This is a genomic window from Sporomusa aerivorans (assembly GCF_041428895.1).
Taxonomy (GTDB): Bacteria; Bacillota; Negativicutes; order Sporomusales; family Sporomusaceae; genus Sporomusa; species Sporomusa aerivorans.
In genome coordinates, this window is sequence record NZ_CP156926.1 from 3,226,314 (window position 1) to 3,242,198 (window position 15,885).

Sequence of the window (15,885 nt, forward strand, 5' to 3'; positions counted from 1 at the left end):
AAGCCGCTGACAAATTGGTGTGCTTTAATAACTCCTTGCTCTTTCTGGCAGGGAGTTTGTTTTTGCTTATATTCGAAGGGAGAGTGTATGATGAGTAAAGCTCAAGTATCGCTCAGAAACAAGGATATCCTTGGTCTTGAGACTATGTCCGCCGCTGAAATGAATTTGATTCTCGACACAGCCAAAGAAATGAAAAACATTATTGACCGTGACATTAAAAAAGCGCCAACCTTACGCGGCAAATCTATTATTAATTTGTTCTTCGAAAACAGTACGCGGACGCGAACGTCATTTGAACTGGCCGGCAAATATCTTGGCGCCGATGTTGTTAACATTTCGACAAGCTCAAGCAGTGTGGCCAAGGGAGAGAGTCTGCGCGACACCCTGCTTACAGTGGAAGCCATGGGCGTTGATATTATTGTAATGAGGCATGAAGCCGAAGGTTCAGCGAATTTTGCCGCCAATGCCGTTAAGCCGGTAATTATCAATGCCGGTGACGGAGCTCATGAACATCCCACCCAGGGACTTTTAGACATGTTTACAATAAGACAATATAAAGGTAAGCTTGATGGGCTAAAGGTGGCTATTGTCGGCGATATTTTACACAGCCGGGTAGCCCGTTCGAATATCTGGGGACTGCTAAAAATGGGGGCCGAGGTCCATGTCGCCGGCCCGCAGACACTTTTGCCGCGAAATATTGAACAAGTCGGTATAAAAGTACATAACCGGATTGAGGATGCCTTAGACCAGGCAGATGTTGTCAATGTGCTGCGCATTCAGCGCGAGCGGCAGCAAAAGGGCCTGTTCCCGTCAGCACGGGAGTATGCCCGGATTTTTGGAGTTAATGCCAAGCGGCTGGCACTGGCAAAACCGGATGCGCTTTTGATGCACCCGGGCCCCATGAACCGGGGACTTGAGATTGCTCCTGATGTGGCTTATAGCAAGCAGTCGGCTATACAGGAACAGGTTAAGAACGGACTGGCGGTCAGAATGGCGCTGTTATTCTTGGTACTGATGGGAGGGACTCAGATTGAAGCTGCTAATTAAAGGTGGACGTATTATAAACCCGGCGGATCAATTGGATATAACAGGTGATATTCTTGTGGAGAACGGTAAAATTGCCGCCATTGGCCAAAACTTAGCCGCTGATGGTGCGCAAGTAATTGATGCCGCCGGTTTAATCGTGGCCCCCGGTCTCGTTGATATGCATGTTCATTTACGGGAACCAGGCCTGGAAGCCAAGGAAGATATAGCGTCCGGCACGCGCGCCGCGGCGGCAGGCGGCTTTACAACCGTGGCCTGCATGCCTAATACCAAACCTGCTGTTGACAACTCTATCCTGGTATCCGGTCTACTGCAACGCGGACAAACCGAAGGTGTTGTCAACCTAAAAGTGATCGGTGCTTTGAGCAAAGGGCTGGAAGGGAAAGAACTCGCTGAGATCGGCGACATGATTGCCGCCGGTGCAGTTGCCATATCCGACGACGGCGGTCACCTCGACAGTACGCGCCTTTTAAAGACCGGCTTGGAATATACGGGAATGTTTGACTGTCCGGTTATCACCCATTCGGAAGATGAGGAGCTGGCCTGTGAAGGATATATGCATGAAGGCGCCGTATCCGCTATGCTTGGGCTTAAAGGCCGTCCGGCGGTAGCCGAAGACATTGCAGTAGCCAGGGATATTATGTTGGCCGAATACACCAATTCGCCAATTCATATTGCCCATGTAAGCAGCAAAGGCGCGGTGGAGATAATCCGCCAGGCCAAACAGCGGGGTGTAAAAGTAACAGCGGAGGCTACACCACATCATCTGACACTGACTGATGAAGAACTCAAAAGTTTTAATACGGCATTTAAGGTAAATCCGCCGCTACGGTCGTCAGACCATGTGGAAGCGCTTATAGCCGGACTCAAAGACGGTACGCTTGATGCGATCGCAACCGATCATGCACCCCACGCCTTTGAAGAAAAAGACGTGGAGTTCCGGTATGCTCCCAGTGGTTTTGCCGGCTTGGAAACCGCGCTTGCCGTGGTCCTGACAGGCCTCTATCATACCGGCCGGCTTACGCTTATGGAAGTAATCGATAAAATGTCATATGCGCCGGCAAAAATTCTTGGATTGAACAGCGGCGAGCTGAAAGTGGGAGCTCCAGCAGATATTACCATTTTTGACACTGAATACAAATGGGTAGTTAATTGCATAAATTTTTATACTCGCGGAAAACATTCTCCATATGAAGGCAGGAATTTTAAGGGTAAATCGCTAATTACTATAGTGAACGGCAGTATAATTATGCAAAATGGCGAGGTGCTTAAATGATTGGCAAACTGATATTGGAAGACGGCAGCGTTTTCCAAGGGATGCTTGCTTCCGGTACTAAAGCAGTTGGGGAAGTAGTATTCAACACCGGCATGACCGGCTATCAAGAAGTATTAACAGATCCGTCCTATTGCGGACAAATCGTAACAATGACTTATCCGCTTATCGGTAATTACGGTGTGGCTGAACTATTCGAACAAGCCAGACAATCGTTTGTTCGCGGCTTTGTAATTAGTGAGCTCTGTGGGCAGCCTAGCAGCTGGCAGGCAGAAGACTCTTTGGTTTCTTACCTTAAATCCAGAAATATCCCTTGCATCTATGGCGTCGATACCCGGGCTATCACCAGGCGGATACGTTCACATGGCACCATGAAAGGGGTTATCGTGCCGGGGGACGCTACTGAGAGCGAGATCGCCAGCTTATTTGCCGAGTCGCTTTGTACCGATGTAGTCGAAGAAGTAACCACAAAAGAAATCTACAGGATACCGGGGGAGGGCCCGCATATCGCGGTTATGGATTTCGGCATTAAACGCAACATCCTGAACTCAATGGCCAAAGCAGGCTGCGATATTACCGTGCTGCCGGCCGGCACGCCGGCAAACGAAGTGCTGGCGCTTAACCCTGACGGGATATTCCTGTCCAACGGACCGGGAGATCCTAAAGATGCCCCTGTTGATACAGTGCGGGAACTTATCGGCAAAAAGCCGGTATTTGGCATTTGTCTTGGTCATCAGCTGTTAGGCTTGGCGTTAGGCGGCGATACTTACAAGCTCAAATTTGGTCATCGCGGTTCCAATCACCCGGTAAAAGATCTGGCAACAGGCAGAGTCTATATCACTTCCCAGAATCATGGCTACGCCATTGATGAAAAGTCACTGGCAAACCTTGATGTCACGATAACCCATCGCGCAGTAAATGATGAGACCGTGGAAGGTATGCGGCATAAAACTCTGCCTGTATTCTCGGTGCAATATCACCCGGAAGCAGCACCCGGACCGGATGACAGCACATACTTGTTTGAAGAATTTATGAAGTTGCTCAATAAAGAAACGAATAAGGCAAGGGGGAACTAACGGTGCCGAAAAGACAGAAACTGCGCAAAGTTATGGTAATCGGTTCAGGCCCGATAGTGATTGGCCAGGCTGCCGAGTTCGACTATGCAGGCACGCAAGCCTGCCAGGCGCTGAAAGAAGAAGGCTTTGAGGTGGTGCTGGTCAACAGCAACCCAGCCACCATTATGACAGATACGCATATTGCGGACTGGGTATATATTGAACCGTTGACACCGGAATATCTTGAGGAAATCATTGCCAAGGAGCGTCCTGACGGATTGCTGGCAACCCTGGGCGGACAGGCCGGTCTTAATCTGGCGGTTAAACTCGCCGAAAACGGCGTATTGGAAAAATATCAGGTAGAGTTGTTAGGCACACCGCTGGAAGCTATCAAAAAAGCGGAAGACAGGGAATTGTTCAAAGCCACAATGGAAGAGCTGGGTCAGCCTATTCCGGAAAGTGCGATTGTGGAAGACATTGACAGTGCTCTTAGCTTTGCGCAAGAGATTGGTTATCCGCTGATTGTGCGCCCTGCTTACACTTTGGGCGGCACCGGCGGCGGTATTGCCCATAATGATGAAGAACTTATCGACACGGTAAACCGTGGTCTGAAATACAGTTTGATCGGGCAGGCGCTTATTGAGCGCAGCGTAGCCGGCTGGAAAGAAATTGAGTATGAAGTTATCCGTGATGCCGCCGACAACTGCATCACAGTGTGTAATATGGAAAACTTCGACCCGGTAGGCATTCATACCGGCGATAGTATTGTAGTTGCTCCTTCTCAGACGCTGACTGATTATGAGTACCAGATGCTCAGGAGTGCATCGCTGAAAATCATCCGCGCTCTAGGTATCGAGGGTGGATGTAATGTCCAGTACGCGCTTGATCCCAAAAGCAGTAAATATATCGTTATCGAAGTAAATCCGCGGGTAAGCCGTTCCAGCGCCTTGGCTTCCAAAGCTACCGGCTACCCCATTGCCAAAGTGGCTACTAAAATTGCTATTGGCTATACTTTGGATGAAATCACCAATGCTGTGACCGGAAAAACCAAGGCTTGCTTTGAACCGGCGCTTGACTATGTTGTAGTTAAGTTTCCTCGCTGGCCATTTGATAAATTTAGTTTTGCCGACCGGATTCTTGGCACACAAATGAAAGCCACTGGCGAGGTTATGTCGATTGACCGTAACTTTGAAGGCGCGCTGCTCAAGGCGGTACGCTCGCTGGAAATTGGTCTTAACCGCCTGTATATCCCGGAATTGGCGAAACTAAATGATGCTGAGGTTAAAGCGAAGCTCAAACTGGCTAATGATGAACGGTCTTTTGTTATTGCCGAAGCCCTGCGCAGGGGAGTGACAGTTGCCGAAATACACAAAATAACGGCAATTGATAAATTCTTCCTGGATAAGATTGAAAATATAGTGGCAATGGAACGGCAAATCAGCAAGGAATTATCTGCCGAAATATTGCTGGCCGCCAAGAAGATGGGGTTTGCCGATAAAACCATTGCCGAACTTACCGGCAAAACGGTGTATCAGATTAGAGAAATGCGAAAGCAGGCCAACATCGTTCCCAGTTATAAAATGGTAGACACCTGTGCGGCGGAATTCGAGGCAGTTACGCCGTATTACTACTCGACGTATGCGCAGGAAGACGAAGTTGTGACCACCAATAAACGCAAAGTTATGGTGCTGGGATCAGGTCCTATCCGGATCGGGCAGGGAATTGAGTTCGATTATTGTTCGGTACATTCTGTCTGGGCCCTCAGAGAAATGGGAATTGAGTCTGTCATTGTCAATAATAACCCGGAAACGGTATCCACCGACTTTGATACTTCCGACCGCCTGTACTTTGAACCGCTAACCCCGGAAGATGTACTTAATATTATCGATAAAGAAAAACCTGAGGGAGTTATTGTTCAATTTGGCGGCCAGACAGCCATTAACCTGGCCGGACCGCTGGAAAGAGCCGGAGTGAAAGTTTTTGGCACGAGTGTGGAAGGTATTGACCGGGCGGAAGACCGGGAAAAATTTGAAGAACTGCTGGGACAGCTGAACATTCCCCGGCCACAAGGCGAAACGATCACCGATGCTGCCCTGGCTCCGGCTGCAGCCGCTCGCATTGGCTACCCGGTGGTTGTCAGACCGTCATATGTGCTTGGCGGCCGGGCTATGGAGATTGTATATAATGAAGACGAATTAAAGGATTACATGATACGGGCTGTAAAAGCCTCACCGGAGCATCCGGTACTGGTCGACCGCTATATGCAAGGCACGGAGGTGGAAGTGGACGCCATCGCCGACGGCGAGGACTTTATCATCCCGGGCATTATGGAGCATATTGAACGGGCCGGCGTACATTCCGGCGACAGTATTGCCGTGTATCCGCCGCAGACGCTGTCACGGAAAGTCATTGACACCATTGTGGATTATACCGGCCGCCTGGCAAAAGGGCTTAAGGTTAAAGGCCTGATTAATATTCAGTATGTCATTGTTGATGAGGAAGTCTATGTACTTGAGGTTAACCCGCGTTCCAGCCGGACAATTCCGTTTTTAAGCAAGATTACCGATGTGCCGATGGTAGATGTGGCTACCCGCATTGCTATTGGCGATACTCTGAAGAATATGGGCTATACACCGGGGCTTATGCCTGCCAGAGAGTATATCGCCGTCAAAGTGCCGGTATTCTCGTTTGCCAAAATGCAGCAGGTAGACATTTCGCTTGGACCGGAAATGAAATCAACCGGTGAGGTTATGGGCATTGACTACCATTACTCCAGAGCTCTGTTCAAAGGTATTGTCGGCGCCGGTATGAATGTACCGCAAGAGGGTACTGTATTGGTAACGGTAGCTGATAAAGACAAACAGGAAGCCGGCGAAATTGCTACAGAATTTACCAAAATGGGTTATGAACTGATTGCCACCAGCGGTACGGCAAAATATCTCCGGTCACTGGGGCTAAAAGTTGGTGAAGTGCCTAAACTTCATGAACAGCAGCCGGAAATAATCGAGATGATTAAGGCTGGAAAAATCAACATGGTTATCAATACGCTGACGAAAGGCCGTGATTTTGACAGCGATGGCTTCAAGATCAGAAGAGCTGCAGTAGAACATTCACTGTTATGCCTGACTTCCATGGATACGGCCAGCGCGGTGCTGGATGTGCTTAGTATCATGCGGCAAAGCAAGTTCCTCTACGTGCTGGCCTTACAGGATTACGTGGGCGGAGGCGAAAGAATCCGTGAATAAAACCTGTGTAAAAGCTCAGGTACTGGAACACAACAAAATAGCGAATGATGTATTGGAACTGATATTGTCCGTTCCGGAGATTGCCATTATGACAAATCCCGGACAGTTTGTTCATATTCGTTTACATGATACCTTTGATCCGCTTCTCAGGCGTCCTTTCAGTATTGCCGACTGTAATGCCGCCAAGGGAACATTAACCCTGATTTATCGTGTTGTTGGTCGCGGGACTGCCATTATGACCCGCCTTAAACCGGGAGACTGGTTAGATTGCATGGGGCCGCTGGGCCAAGGTTTTACCTTGAACGGCAAACGCCCCCTCCTGGTAGGGGGCGGTATGGGGTTGGCGCCGCTCATTATGCTGGCCAGGACTTTTTGTTCTCAGCCGGCTACTCTGCTGATGGGAGGTCGCAACGAGCAGGAATTATTCTGGACGGAAATTTTCGCAGGCGCGTGTCCTAACATACATATTACGACTGACGACGGCAGTGTGGGTCATCGCGGCTTTACTGTTGACCTATTGCCGGAACTTTTGTCTGCTGAAAATTTTGACATGATTTATGCCTGTGGACCCCATGCCATGCTAAAGGGCGTTGCCGAAATCTCCGCCCGTCATAACGTCCCCTGCCAGGTTTCGCTGGAAGAATTTATGGCCTGTGGTGTAGGGGCCTGTTTATCCTGCACCTGTGCAGACAGTACCGGCGGCAAACGTCATAAAGTGTGTACGGACGGCCCGGTATTTTGGGCCGGGGAGGTGGCCTGGTGAGTCTGGTACATTCAATGTTATCAGTTAATATAGCCGGAATTAAAATGAAGACGCCGGTTATGACGGCATCGGGCACATTCGGTTTTGGCCTGGAATATAGTGATTTTGTTGATCTAAATCAAGTAGGGGCAGTTGTTGTAAAAGGCACAACCCTAGCTCCCAGAGCTGGCAACAGCGGCTGCCGCATAGCGGAAACACCGGCAGGCATGCTGAATTCGATTGGCCTGGAAAATCCCGGTGTTGAGACGTTAATTGAGGATATAATGCCTAAACTGGCAAAATACGACGTACCGGTCATTGTAAACATTTCGGGCAATACCGTCGAAGAGTACGGAGAATTAGCAGCAAGGCTTGACAATGCCGGCGTAGCCGGTCTGGAAGTTAATATATCCTGTCCCAATGTAAAACAAGGCGGTATTGCCTTTGGCACCTGTCCGGACAGTGCTGCCCAAGTTGTACGGTCAGTAAAGAGAAATACCGGTTTGCCCGTCATTGTTAAACTTTCCCCGAATGTCGGCGATGTTGCACTGATGGCCAGAGCCGTAGAGGACGCGGGTGCTGATGCCATTTCACTGATTAACACCCTGCTCGGGATGGCGATCGATGTTCGCAGTTGGAAGCCGGTGCTCGGCAACATTGTTGGCGGCTTTTCCGGTCCGGCGGTAAAGCCGGTGGCTGTGCGCATGGTATGGCAGGTAGCTAAAGCTGTAAAAGTGCCGGTTATTGGCATGGGGGGCATTATGACGGCGGAAGATGCCGTCGAATTTCTACTGGCAGGTGCCAGTGCAGTGGCGGTAGGTACTGCCAATTTTGTAAATCCGTATGCCGCCGTTGAAGTAGCGGCGGGCATTCAGGAATACCTTGCCGCGCGCGGATTAAAACAGGTAAGCGAATTAGTCGGTAAAGTTAACTTGGGCTAACGTGTTATCATGGAGGATGTCTTAATGGAAGAAGTTCGAAATCGATTGATTGTAGCCCTGGACGTAGCCACTATGGCTGAGGTCAGGCAGTTAGTAGAGGAATTAGGTGACGCTGTAAGCTACTATAAAGTGGGGATGCAGCTATTTTATGGTGTGGGAATGGAATGCCTGGACTATTTGCGCCAGCAAGGCAAAGATGTTTTTCTGGATCTAAAAATGCATGACATTCCCAATACTGTAGCCCAGGGAGCCGCTTCGCTCACAAGACTGGGGGCTGCTATGATTAATGTGCAGGCATCCGGCGGAACGGCTATGATGCGGGCTGCGGCTGAAACAGTGGCGGAAACAGCCAGAAAATATAATCTGCCGCGACCTAGGCTTATAGCCGTCACTGTGTTGACAAGTATGGACGAGAATGAATGGGCGACCCTGAGAAATGCCGCCAGTATTCCGGATCAAGTTGTTCATTTAGCCCAAATGGCAAAAGAAGCAGGTCTGGATGGAGTTGTAGCCTCGCCGCAGGAAGCAAAGCTCATTCGCGAAGCATGCGGCCGTGAGTTTGCTATTGTTACTCCGGGCGTTCGCCCCCGGGGAGCTGCACTAAATGATCAAAGCCGGGTGGCTACGCCGGCGGATGCGCTAAAAGCCGGCGCGCATTATCTGGTGGTAGGCCGGCCTATCACGGCGGCTAAAGACCCACGCGCCGCTGCGCTGGCAATTTTGGAAGAAATGAGGAATGCTGAATGAACGAGGCAGAAGTCAGACAACTGTTTGTTGAAACAGGCGCAATACTGGAAGGACATTTCCTGCTTACTTCCGGTCTGCATAGTCCGCTGTATGTCGAAAAGTTCCAGGTACTGCAGTATCCTAAACATACCGAAAAATTATGTGCGGCTCTGGCCGAACGCTTTACAAACGACAATATCGAGCTGGTTGTAGGCCCGGTGACCGGCGGTATTATCCTGGCCCATGAGGTGGGGAAACATCTCGGCACTCGTGCTATCTTCACCGAACGTGAGAATGGACGGATGACACTTCGCCGCGGTTTTGTCATAGAAAAAGGACAACGTGTTCTGATTGTTGAAGATATTGTTACTACCGGCGGTTCCGTCATGGAAGTTATCGATGTTGTCCGTGAACAAGGCGGTATTCCTGTCGCTGTGGGCATACTGGTTGACCGCAGCGGCGGTAAAGCCGATTTTGGCATTCCGGCTCAGGCATTGCTGCACCTGACTGTACCCGCCCACAAAGCCGAAGAGTGTCCGCTTTGTAAAGACGGGATTGCCATAACAAAACGTGGCAGCCGCAAGTTGTAAGCTTATAGTAAGGCTGTGCAGACATTGTGCAACCTTACTTCCATTCCTGTTGATCCGACCACTTAGCTTCAGATTGGGTTAAAACCCTACCTGAAGCTAAATTTGGATCTCTTATGAGCTGTTTGTTTCCATACGAGTAAGTAAACAGTTACAATAACGATAAAACGTGAGCTATACATAAATATTTTTCTGAAAATGCACCTGGCAGCTATTGATATTATCTTAAAAGCATGGTATTATTATATTCCGTCAGGGAGAAAGAGCTGACACGGCCCCGTGGTGTAGCGGTCTAACATGCCGCCCTGTCACGGCGGAGATCGACGGTTCAAATCCGTTCGGGGTCGCCATTAAGCGGAAGTAGCTCAGCGGTAGAGCATCGCCTTGCCAAGGCGAGGGTCGCGAGTTCGAATCTCGTTTTCCGCTCCATTTAGGGGTATAGCTCAATTGGTAGAGTAGTGGTCTCCAAAACCATTGGTTGTGGGTTCAAGTCCTACTGCCCCTGCCAGCAAATGTAGAGAATTTCTCGTGTTGAGAGGTTCTCTATTTTTCATTTTCAGCTTGGAACATTTGATACTATTTAGGATGTTTTGTGGGAATTTACAAATTACGACAATTAACTCAATATATAATAAAACGATAAAACTATTCTGAATTATAATTATATTATTGGGGGCCGAATTTTTATGAAGCAATTCTGCTATTTGAAGATTTTAATTTTCACTGTACTTGTTGTACTCCTTACCATTACACCTTGTTTTGCATTGAAAAGGGTAGTTCCCGAGGCGACCAAAGAAGATGTAATAAACAAATATCTAAGGAATAGAACACTTGATTCAGTTGAAGGTGTCTGGTCATTTACCGTCAATGGGTATTATGGAGAAGTAGCAATTGTCAAAACTCCATCAGAAGTATACAAGGAATGGACTTATGTTGGAATTATAGTTAATGGGCAAAAGTCTTTTGGAAAGATTGGCGAAGCCAAGATTGTTCTAAATAAGACCGCTATACCTGGTATCTATACTGGAGCATATGTTGTTCAAGCAAATAATATTTGGGCGCAACAATCATTGGAAGCGGTTAACCTTACAACTACTCAGCCTAATGTAATGCAGGCTAATGTGCCGTATCTTGGTTTGGTTTCTTTCATTAGAATAGATAATATTAATCCAACCGGTGGTGGCGTTATCGGTGGTACATCAACCGGAACAGGGTTCTTTATTACTCCGGCAGTTGTAGTTACAAATTATCATGTAGTTGCAAACGCAAAGAAGATTGAGGTTACTTTCCAGAATGATTACACAATTATGGCAAAAGTAATAGGAAAAGATGAAGCTAATGATATTGCTGTGCTTTCAGTAGAAGGTCTTGAAAAACGTGTTATTCCCCTTACCCTTGGGACCACAAGTACTATTAAAGAAGGAGAAAAGGTTTATACAATAGGCTTTCCATTATCCAACGACTTAGGTACAAGACATAAAATATCTGAAGGGTTAGTAAATGGACTTACTGGATTGAAAGATGACCCTACTGTATTTCAAATTAGCATACCGATTCAACCAGGAAATAGCGGAGGGCCGTTAATCTCATCCGATGGGAGAGTAATTGGAATTACCAGTTCTGGATTAAATAGCGTTTATTACTTAAGGAAAGCCGGAACAGTTCCTCAAAATGTTAATTTTGCTGTTAAATCGGATTATATTTTACCAGTTCTCAATGTAGTTGGAGTCAATGCGGAAAGACAGAATAAAATAAACAGAACTCTCGATCCTATTACAATTATGGATATTGGAAAATCTGCTGTCGTATATATAAAATCCTATAGAGAATAGTGAGTTTAACATTATGGCGGCTGATTTACATGAGCGGTCGCTTTTTCCTATCTCCAAAACTTGGGCTAAAGTCCTGCTGCCCCTGCCAGCAACAAATAAGAAGAACGCCCTACAGGCGTTCTTCTTATTTGTTTTAGTAAGCGTCGAGCTCTAGTTGTTTCACCTTTAGCACTTCTTCCCTGAGTGTCAGCCAGATAATCTGAAATAATTCGTTATACCGCATGGTTGTACGGATAGCGGCAATATCGCGGGGCCGGGGGAGATCCACATTCACGATGGATTTTAATGTGCCGGGATGCGCCGTCATGATCATGATACGGTCGCTCAGGCACAGGGCCTCATCAATGCTATGGGTGATGAAGACTGTTGTTTTTTTGCTTAATTCCCAGATTCTAAGCAATTCCTGCTGCAGGATAATCCGGTTTTGCTCATCCAAAGCGCCAAACGGCTCATCCATTAAGAGTATTTCCGGGTCATTGGCAAATGCGCGCGCAACACTTACCCTTTGCTTCATACCGCCTGAGAGCTGATGAGGATAAGCTTTGGCAAACTTACTTAAGCCGATCATACGGATATACTTTTCAGCTATTTCATAGCGTTCTTTTTTTGCAATACCGCGTAATTTTAGACCATAGGCTACATTATCGATTACCATCATCCACGGGAAAACGGATTGTTCCTGAAAGACCATGGAATTTACCGGGCGGTCACCGGAATTGATTTTAATATCGACAGTGCCGGTAGATGCCGTATCCAGGCCTGCAAGAATGCGGAGCAGCGTGGTTTTTCCGCAGCCACTGGGTCCGACAATGGAAAAAAATTCGCCATCACCAATAGAAAGATCAATATTATGCAAAGCGGTAATATGGCCACGACTGGTAGTGAACGTTTTGCCAATTTGGTGTAAGACGATACTGTCGCTAGCATAAGGCATAACGGCACCTCCTTCAGTCCCTTAGTTAACCTGCTTCCAGGGCAGCACCAGATGCTCCAGCCAGTCTAAAAGCAGCGAAAAGATATAGCCAAGTATCGACAGGGTTATTAAGGCCGCAAACATTTGCTCAATAGCAAACATGTCATAGGCCCGCCAGATCATCCAGCCAACCCCGGCTTTAGCTGCTGACATTTCGGCAGCGACTATAAGAATCAGAGCCATGCCCATGCCTAGCTTAAGTCCGGCGAAAATCATTGGCAATGCGCCCGGTAAGGCTACAGTAAGGTAAAAATCCCTGCGGCCGGCACCGAAATTTTTGGCGACTTCCAAATATATTTTATCAATGTTGAGTACGCCGGCCATTGTGTTGATGACCACCAGATAGAAGACGCCGATCGCTATGGTAAATATCTTGGAGGTTTCGCCAAGTCCGAAGATAAGCAAAATCAGCGGCATAATGGCCAGTTTTGGTATGGGGTATGTAGCTGCTATCATCGGCTCAAGTGCCGAGCGGACAAAGGGGGAAAGACCCATGCTCATTCCCAGCAGAATGCCAGGAATAGCACCGGCAAGAAACCCCAAAATTACTCTTAATACACTGACCCAGGTATTGTAAATAAGCTCACCTGAGAATAACAGGGGGAAAAAGGCTTGCAAAATGAGAGTTGGACTTGACAGCAGCCGGGTGTCAACAAAACCCAGCCGGGCCGCTAACTCCCATAATAGTAATAGGGTTAGCGGCGAAAGAATGGAGATTGCCGTTTTCATCTTAAATCAGCTCCTGTTATAGGCCACATCATCATTGATATTTTCCTAACGCTTTCACAGCAAAATCTACATATTTGTTATCAACGGCTTCTTCCAGTCCAATCTCTGATTTTAGCAGGTTATTAGCCTTATACCAAGCCAAATCAGCCTCAATACCCTTCAGTCTGAGGTAGCCATCCGGATTTAGACCGGTAGGAAACATTTTTTCATATAAAGCCGGATCCTTGATAACTGAGTATTTGCACAGGATGTCAATGATTTCAGCTTTATTTTTATTTTTGAAAAAAGCATCATTATAGTCGCGCAATGACTGGACATAGGCTGTCATAAACCGGTTGGCCACATCGGGACGGGTGGTCAGACTTGTGCCATATACTAACAACGCTATTTGCGCATCCGGATCATACTCGGCGGGATCTTTCCATGGATCGGCAATTCCTTTGGCAATGCCCTGCGTTACGAATGGCTCTATAACCATGGCAGCGTCAATGCTTTTGTTGGCAAGCGAAACGAGCATATCGGGAAAAGCTCGAATAACCTGCATGTCAATGTCGTTTGTAGTCAGGCCGCCTTTAGCCAATACTCTGGCAAGACAGATTTCATCAAGTGATGCCGTACCCACAACGGCAATTCGTTTGCCGCGCAGATCGGAAAAATCTTTAAGAGTATCAGTGAGATCTTTTCTTATTATTAAACGGTAGTAACCTTGTCCGGGTACATTGATGCCTTTGTCAGCAACAATTTTCACAGGAATGTCGCGGGACATGGCGTTTAATAAACCGGACGCAGTGACGGTAGCGCCAACATCTAATTGGCTGGCCGCCAATTGGTTAATCATTTCCTGACCTGAGTTGAACTGCACCGGTTCTATTTTGATGCCAAGGTCCTGGTAGTACCCTTTAGCCATGCCAATTAAAATACCGGCATCGGAAATAACCTGTTTCATGCCAACCTTTACCACAGTTTCGTGCGGAAGGGCAGTCAGGCCTTGGGCCCAGGCAGGTCCTTTTGCCGGGGGTACTTGCGTTGCAGGCGTTTGGCTGCAGGCGGTAATGAACATGGTGAGAATTAGTAAAACTGACACTAATCCTCCTAACCGTTTTACCATTTAACTTTCCCTCCTTGTGATTGTAGATAGGTCCGTAAGAGCTACTTCATACTATTCTGAGTTTGTTTTTTGGTTACTCCCCAAGAAGGTTTTTTTAAAACAGCCCAGAATATAATCTTAATGTTGACAGGAGAGGGATATATATGGAGAAAATAATTGAGCAAGTCGCAGAATGGGGATTTTTAAAAAATCTTCCCGATGAAATGTTCGGTTTTACTTTAATTAATGAATTAATGACCTGTGGTACGCAATACCGCATATTTACATACAACAATGTGCAAGCGCGGCGAAGTTTTACCATATTGTATGATAAAGCGACCAAAGATTTTTTGGCCAGAACGGTAGTTGGTTTAACTGAATTCTGCGATATCAGTTACATTACAGGTGATTTAACGTCGTTAGAAAGAGTTCTTTCCGAGCGGATGGAAAACACGCTTAAATGCCTGGCATACTTTGATCCGGCCTCTGTATGTGTTCGGTTTAGAGAAAAAAAAGTGCTCGAATGGCCATATATAGCCAAACTGCCGTCGAGTATCCTTGATTTTGAGCTTTTTATTAGTCCCCAAAAGCCTGTTAAAGTTTTAAACGGATCTTATGCTATAATAGATTATAGCGACTTCACCACAGAAAGTAATTTAATGATAAATTACAACATATACCGAGATGAGTTTTTTTGCGAAATCAGGCTACGGCGAACGCCGATTATGACAGCTGATTTTGATGCAAGAACTTTACCAGACCTTGAGGCAAGATTAGCGGCGAATTTATATCAAACAATTGAGAAACTTGGACAAAATTTACAAAAATGAACTGATTAAAGTTGCAATATAGGAGGGAATCAGATGTCAAAAATTCTGGTTTGCGATGATTCTGCGTTTATGCGAATGATGTTAAAAAAGCTGCTAACCGATAAAGGACATGAGGTAGTTGCGGAGGCCGGAGATGGAAAACAGGCGGTTCAGTTATACCGTCAGCACAAACCGGATTTGGTTACCATGGATATTACCATGCCTGTAATGGATGGAATCCAGGCAGTAAAGCATATCCATGATGAAGACCCGCTGGCTCGCATTGTCATGGTTACAGCTATTGGGCAACGTAGCGTTATTACTGATGCCATTAAGGCAGGCGCATCCAGTTTTATTATTAAGCCTTTTGATCCGGAACAGGTGGAGGAAACCATCAATAAAGTACTGTTAGAGTAATATAATATAACAGCACTTCTAAAGTATACTGGCTCTTGACTGTCTTTTAGGATTGATATATAACAAATTTCGTTGCGGCATACCTGATGTAATTTCGGAAAATAAAGGCTATTGACTTTATTTAAAGGCTGATATATACTAGGTTATGCAATTTGTTAAAGCGGCCCTGTGGTGTAGCGGTCTAACATGCCGCCCTGTCACGGCGGAGATCGACGGTTCAAATCCGTTCAGGGTCGCCATCTAACTTATAGGTAGTGGAAGTTCTTCACTACGTTCAGAATTAAGCGACTCACGTATGTTTCCGTGCCGCCTGGCGGCATAGGGCAACATGGATCGCTGCTTAACGCCTCGGTAGCTCAGTCGGTAGAGCAGAGGACTGAAAATCCTCGTGTCGACAGTTCGATTCTGTCCTGAGGCACCATTTA

General features: G+C 47.0%; 14 protein-coding genes and 5 tRNA genes. 16 read left to right on the forward strand and 3 right to left on the reverse strand.

Annotated elements, in window-relative coordinates:
* The first annotated feature begins 90 nt into the window (after positions 1-90).
* The 12 genes from SATMO3_RS15240 to SATMO3_RS15295 all read left to right on the forward strand — a co-directional run bounded on the left by SATMO3_RS15240 (position 91) and on the right by SATMO3_RS15295 (position 11,445).
* A complete protein-coding gene (locus SATMO3_RS15240; protein WP_371381722.1) occupies positions 91-1,047 on the forward strand; it encodes an aspartate carbamoyltransferase catalytic subunit in 957 nt (318 codons plus the stop codon).
* Entirely contained in the window at positions 1,031-2,320 is a 1,290-nt protein-coding gene (locus SATMO3_RS15245; RefSeq protein WP_371381628.1) for a dihydroorotase, read from the forward strand. Before SATMO3_RS15240 ends, SATMO3_RS15245 begins: the two co-directional genes overlap by 17 nt.
* Positions 2,317-3,393 (forward strand): glutamine-hydrolyzing carbamoyl-phosphate synthase small subunit, encoded by a 1,077-nt coding sequence (carA, locus tag SATMO3_RS15250; RefSeq protein ID WP_371381629.1) that lies wholly within the window; start codon positions 2,317-2,319, stop codon positions 3,391-3,393. The genes SATMO3_RS15245 and carA overlap by 4 nt, the downstream gene beginning before the upstream one ends.
* Before the next feature lie 2 nt (positions 3,394-3,395).
* Positions 3,396-6,617, forward strand: coding sequence for a carbamoyl-phosphate synthase large subunit (gene carB, locus SATMO3_RS15255; RefSeq protein WP_371381630.1), 3,222 nt, complete (start codon positions 3,396-3,398; stop codon positions 6,615-6,617).
* The gene (locus tag SATMO3_RS15260) at positions 6,610-7,380 is read left to right on the forward strand and encodes a dihydroorotate dehydrogenase electron transfer subunit (protein ID WP_371381631.1); all 771 of its coding nucleotides are present in this window, start codon (positions 6,610-6,612) and stop codon (positions 7,378-7,380) included. The genes carB and SATMO3_RS15260 overlap by 8 nt, the downstream gene beginning before the upstream one ends.
* 14 nt (positions 7,381-7,394) lie before the next feature.
* Positions 7,395-8,300, forward strand: coding sequence for a dihydroorotate dehydrogenase (locus tag SATMO3_RS15265; RefSeq protein ID WP_371381723.1), 906 nt, complete (start codon positions 7,395-7,397; stop codon positions 8,298-8,300).
* A gap of 24 nt (positions 8,301-8,324) precedes the next feature.
* The gene (gene pyrF / locus SATMO3_RS15270) at positions 8,325-9,047 is read left to right on the forward strand and encodes an orotidine-5'-phosphate decarboxylase (RefSeq protein ID WP_371381632.1); all 723 of its coding nucleotides are present in this window, start codon (positions 8,325-8,327) and stop codon (positions 9,045-9,047) included.
* A complete protein-coding gene (pyrE, locus tag SATMO3_RS15275) occupies positions 9,044-9,616 on the forward strand; it encodes an orotate phosphoribosyltransferase (protein WP_371381633.1) in 573 nt (190 codons plus the stop codon). Before pyrF ends, pyrE begins: the two co-directional genes overlap by 4 nt.
* A 270-nt stretch (positions 9,617-9,886) precedes the next feature.
* Positions 9,887-9,963: transfer RNA gene (locus SATMO3_RS15280), tRNA-Asp, on the forward strand.
* Positions 9,964-9,967: 4 nt separating this feature from the next.
* Positions 9,968-10,042, forward strand: a tRNA-Gly gene (locus SATMO3_RS15285).
* Between the two features lie 3 nt (positions 10,043-10,045).
* A tRNA-Trp gene (locus SATMO3_RS15290) sits at positions 10,046-10,121 on the forward strand.
* 178 nt (positions 10,122-10,299) lie between these two features.
* Positions 10,300-11,445 (forward strand): S1C family serine protease, encoded by a 1,146-nt coding sequence (locus SATMO3_RS15295; RefSeq protein WP_371381634.1) that lies wholly within the window; start codon positions 10,300-10,302, stop codon positions 11,443-11,445.
* A gap of 133 nt (positions 11,446-11,578) precedes the next feature.
* Here the strand turns inward: SATMO3_RS15295 and SATMO3_RS15300 are convergent, their stop codons facing one another.
* From SATMO3_RS15300 to SATMO3_RS15310, 3 genes are read right to left on the reverse strand one after another with little or no spacing between them, the layout of a single operon-like run.
* Positions 11,579-12,379: an ABC transporter ATP-binding protein gene (locus SATMO3_RS15300; protein WP_371381635.1), complete on the reverse strand. Its 801-nt coding sequence runs from the start codon at positions 12,377-12,379 to the stop codon at positions 11,579-11,581.
* Positions 12,380-12,400: 21 nt separating this feature from the next.
* Complete coding sequence (locus SATMO3_RS15305) at positions 12,401-13,147, reverse strand: ABC transporter permease (protein WP_371381636.1); 747 nt, start codon at positions 13,145-13,147, stop codon at positions 12,401-12,403.
* 31 nt (positions 13,148-13,178) lie between these two features.
* The gene (locus SATMO3_RS15310) at positions 13,179-14,255 is read right to left on the reverse strand and encodes an ABC transporter substrate-binding protein (protein WP_371381637.1); all 1,077 of its coding nucleotides are present in this window, start codon (positions 14,253-14,255) and stop codon (positions 13,179-13,181) included.
* 143 nt (positions 14,256-14,398) lie between these two features.
* Here SATMO3_RS15310 and SATMO3_RS15315 point away from each other — a divergent pair, with 143 nt between their 5' ends.
* From SATMO3_RS15315 to SATMO3_RS15330, 4 genes are all read left to right on the forward strand, one after another.
* On the forward strand, positions 14,399-15,064 hold the full coding sequence (locus tag SATMO3_RS15315; RefSeq protein WP_371381638.1) for a hypothetical protein: 666 nt from the start codon (positions 14,399-14,401) through the stop codon (positions 15,062-15,064).
* Between the two features lie 33 nt (positions 15,065-15,097).
* The gene (locus tag SATMO3_RS15320) at positions 15,098-15,460 is read left to right on the forward strand and encodes a response regulator (RefSeq protein WP_371381639.1); all 363 of its coding nucleotides are present in this window, start codon (positions 15,098-15,100) and stop codon (positions 15,458-15,460) included.
* A 162-nt stretch (positions 15,461-15,622) separates the two neighbouring features.
* Positions 15,623-15,699 (forward strand) — tRNA-Asp (locus SATMO3_RS15325).
* A 106-nt stretch (positions 15,700-15,805) separates the two neighbouring features.
* Positions 15,806-15,881 (forward strand) — tRNA-Phe (locus SATMO3_RS15330).
* Positions 15,882-15,885 lie beyond the last annotated feature (4 nt).

Bases quoted from the DNA above. Each gene is read 5' to 3' on its own strand.
- SATMO3_RS15240 (WP_371381722.1), top strand. From the start codon at position 91: ATGAGTAAAGCTCAAGTATCGCTCAGAAACAAGGATATCCTTGGTCTT.
- carA (WP_371381629.1), top strand. From the start codon at position 2,317: ATGATTGGCAAACTGATATTGGAAGACGGCAGCGTTTTCCAAGGGATG.
- SATMO3_RS15265 (WP_371381723.1), top strand. From the start codon at position 7,395: ATGTTATCAGTTAATATAGCCGGAATTAAAATGAAGACGCCGGTTATG.
- pyrF (WP_371381632.1), top strand. From the start codon at position 8,325: ATGGAAGAAGTTCGAAATCGATTGATTGTAGCCCTGGACGTAGCCACT.
- pyrE (WP_371381633.1), top strand. From the start codon at position 9,044: ATGAACGAGGCAGAAGTCAGACAACTGTTTGTTGAAACAGGCGCAATA.
- SATMO3_RS15295 (WP_371381634.1), top strand. From the start codon at position 10,300: ATGAAGCAATTCTGCTATTTGAAGATTTTAATTTTCACTGTACTTGTT.
- SATMO3_RS15300 (WP_371381635.1), bottom strand. From the start codon at position 12,379: ATGCCTTATGCTAGCGACAGTATCGTCTTACACCAAATTGGCAAAACG.
- SATMO3_RS15305 (WP_371381636.1), bottom strand. From the start codon at position 13,147: ATGAAAACGGCAATCTCCATTCTTTCGCCGCTAACCCTATTACTATTA.
- SATMO3_RS15310 (WP_371381637.1), bottom strand. From the start codon at position 14,255: ATGGTAAAACGGTTAGGAGGATTAGTGTCAGTTTTACTAATTCTCACC.
- SATMO3_RS15315 (WP_371381638.1), top strand. From the start codon at position 14,399: ATGGAGAAAATAATTGAGCAAGTCGCAGAATGGGGATTTTTAAAAAAT.
- SATMO3_RS15320 (WP_371381639.1), top strand. From the start codon at position 15,098: ATGTCAAAAATTCTGGTTTGCGATGATTCTGCGTTTATGCGAATGATG.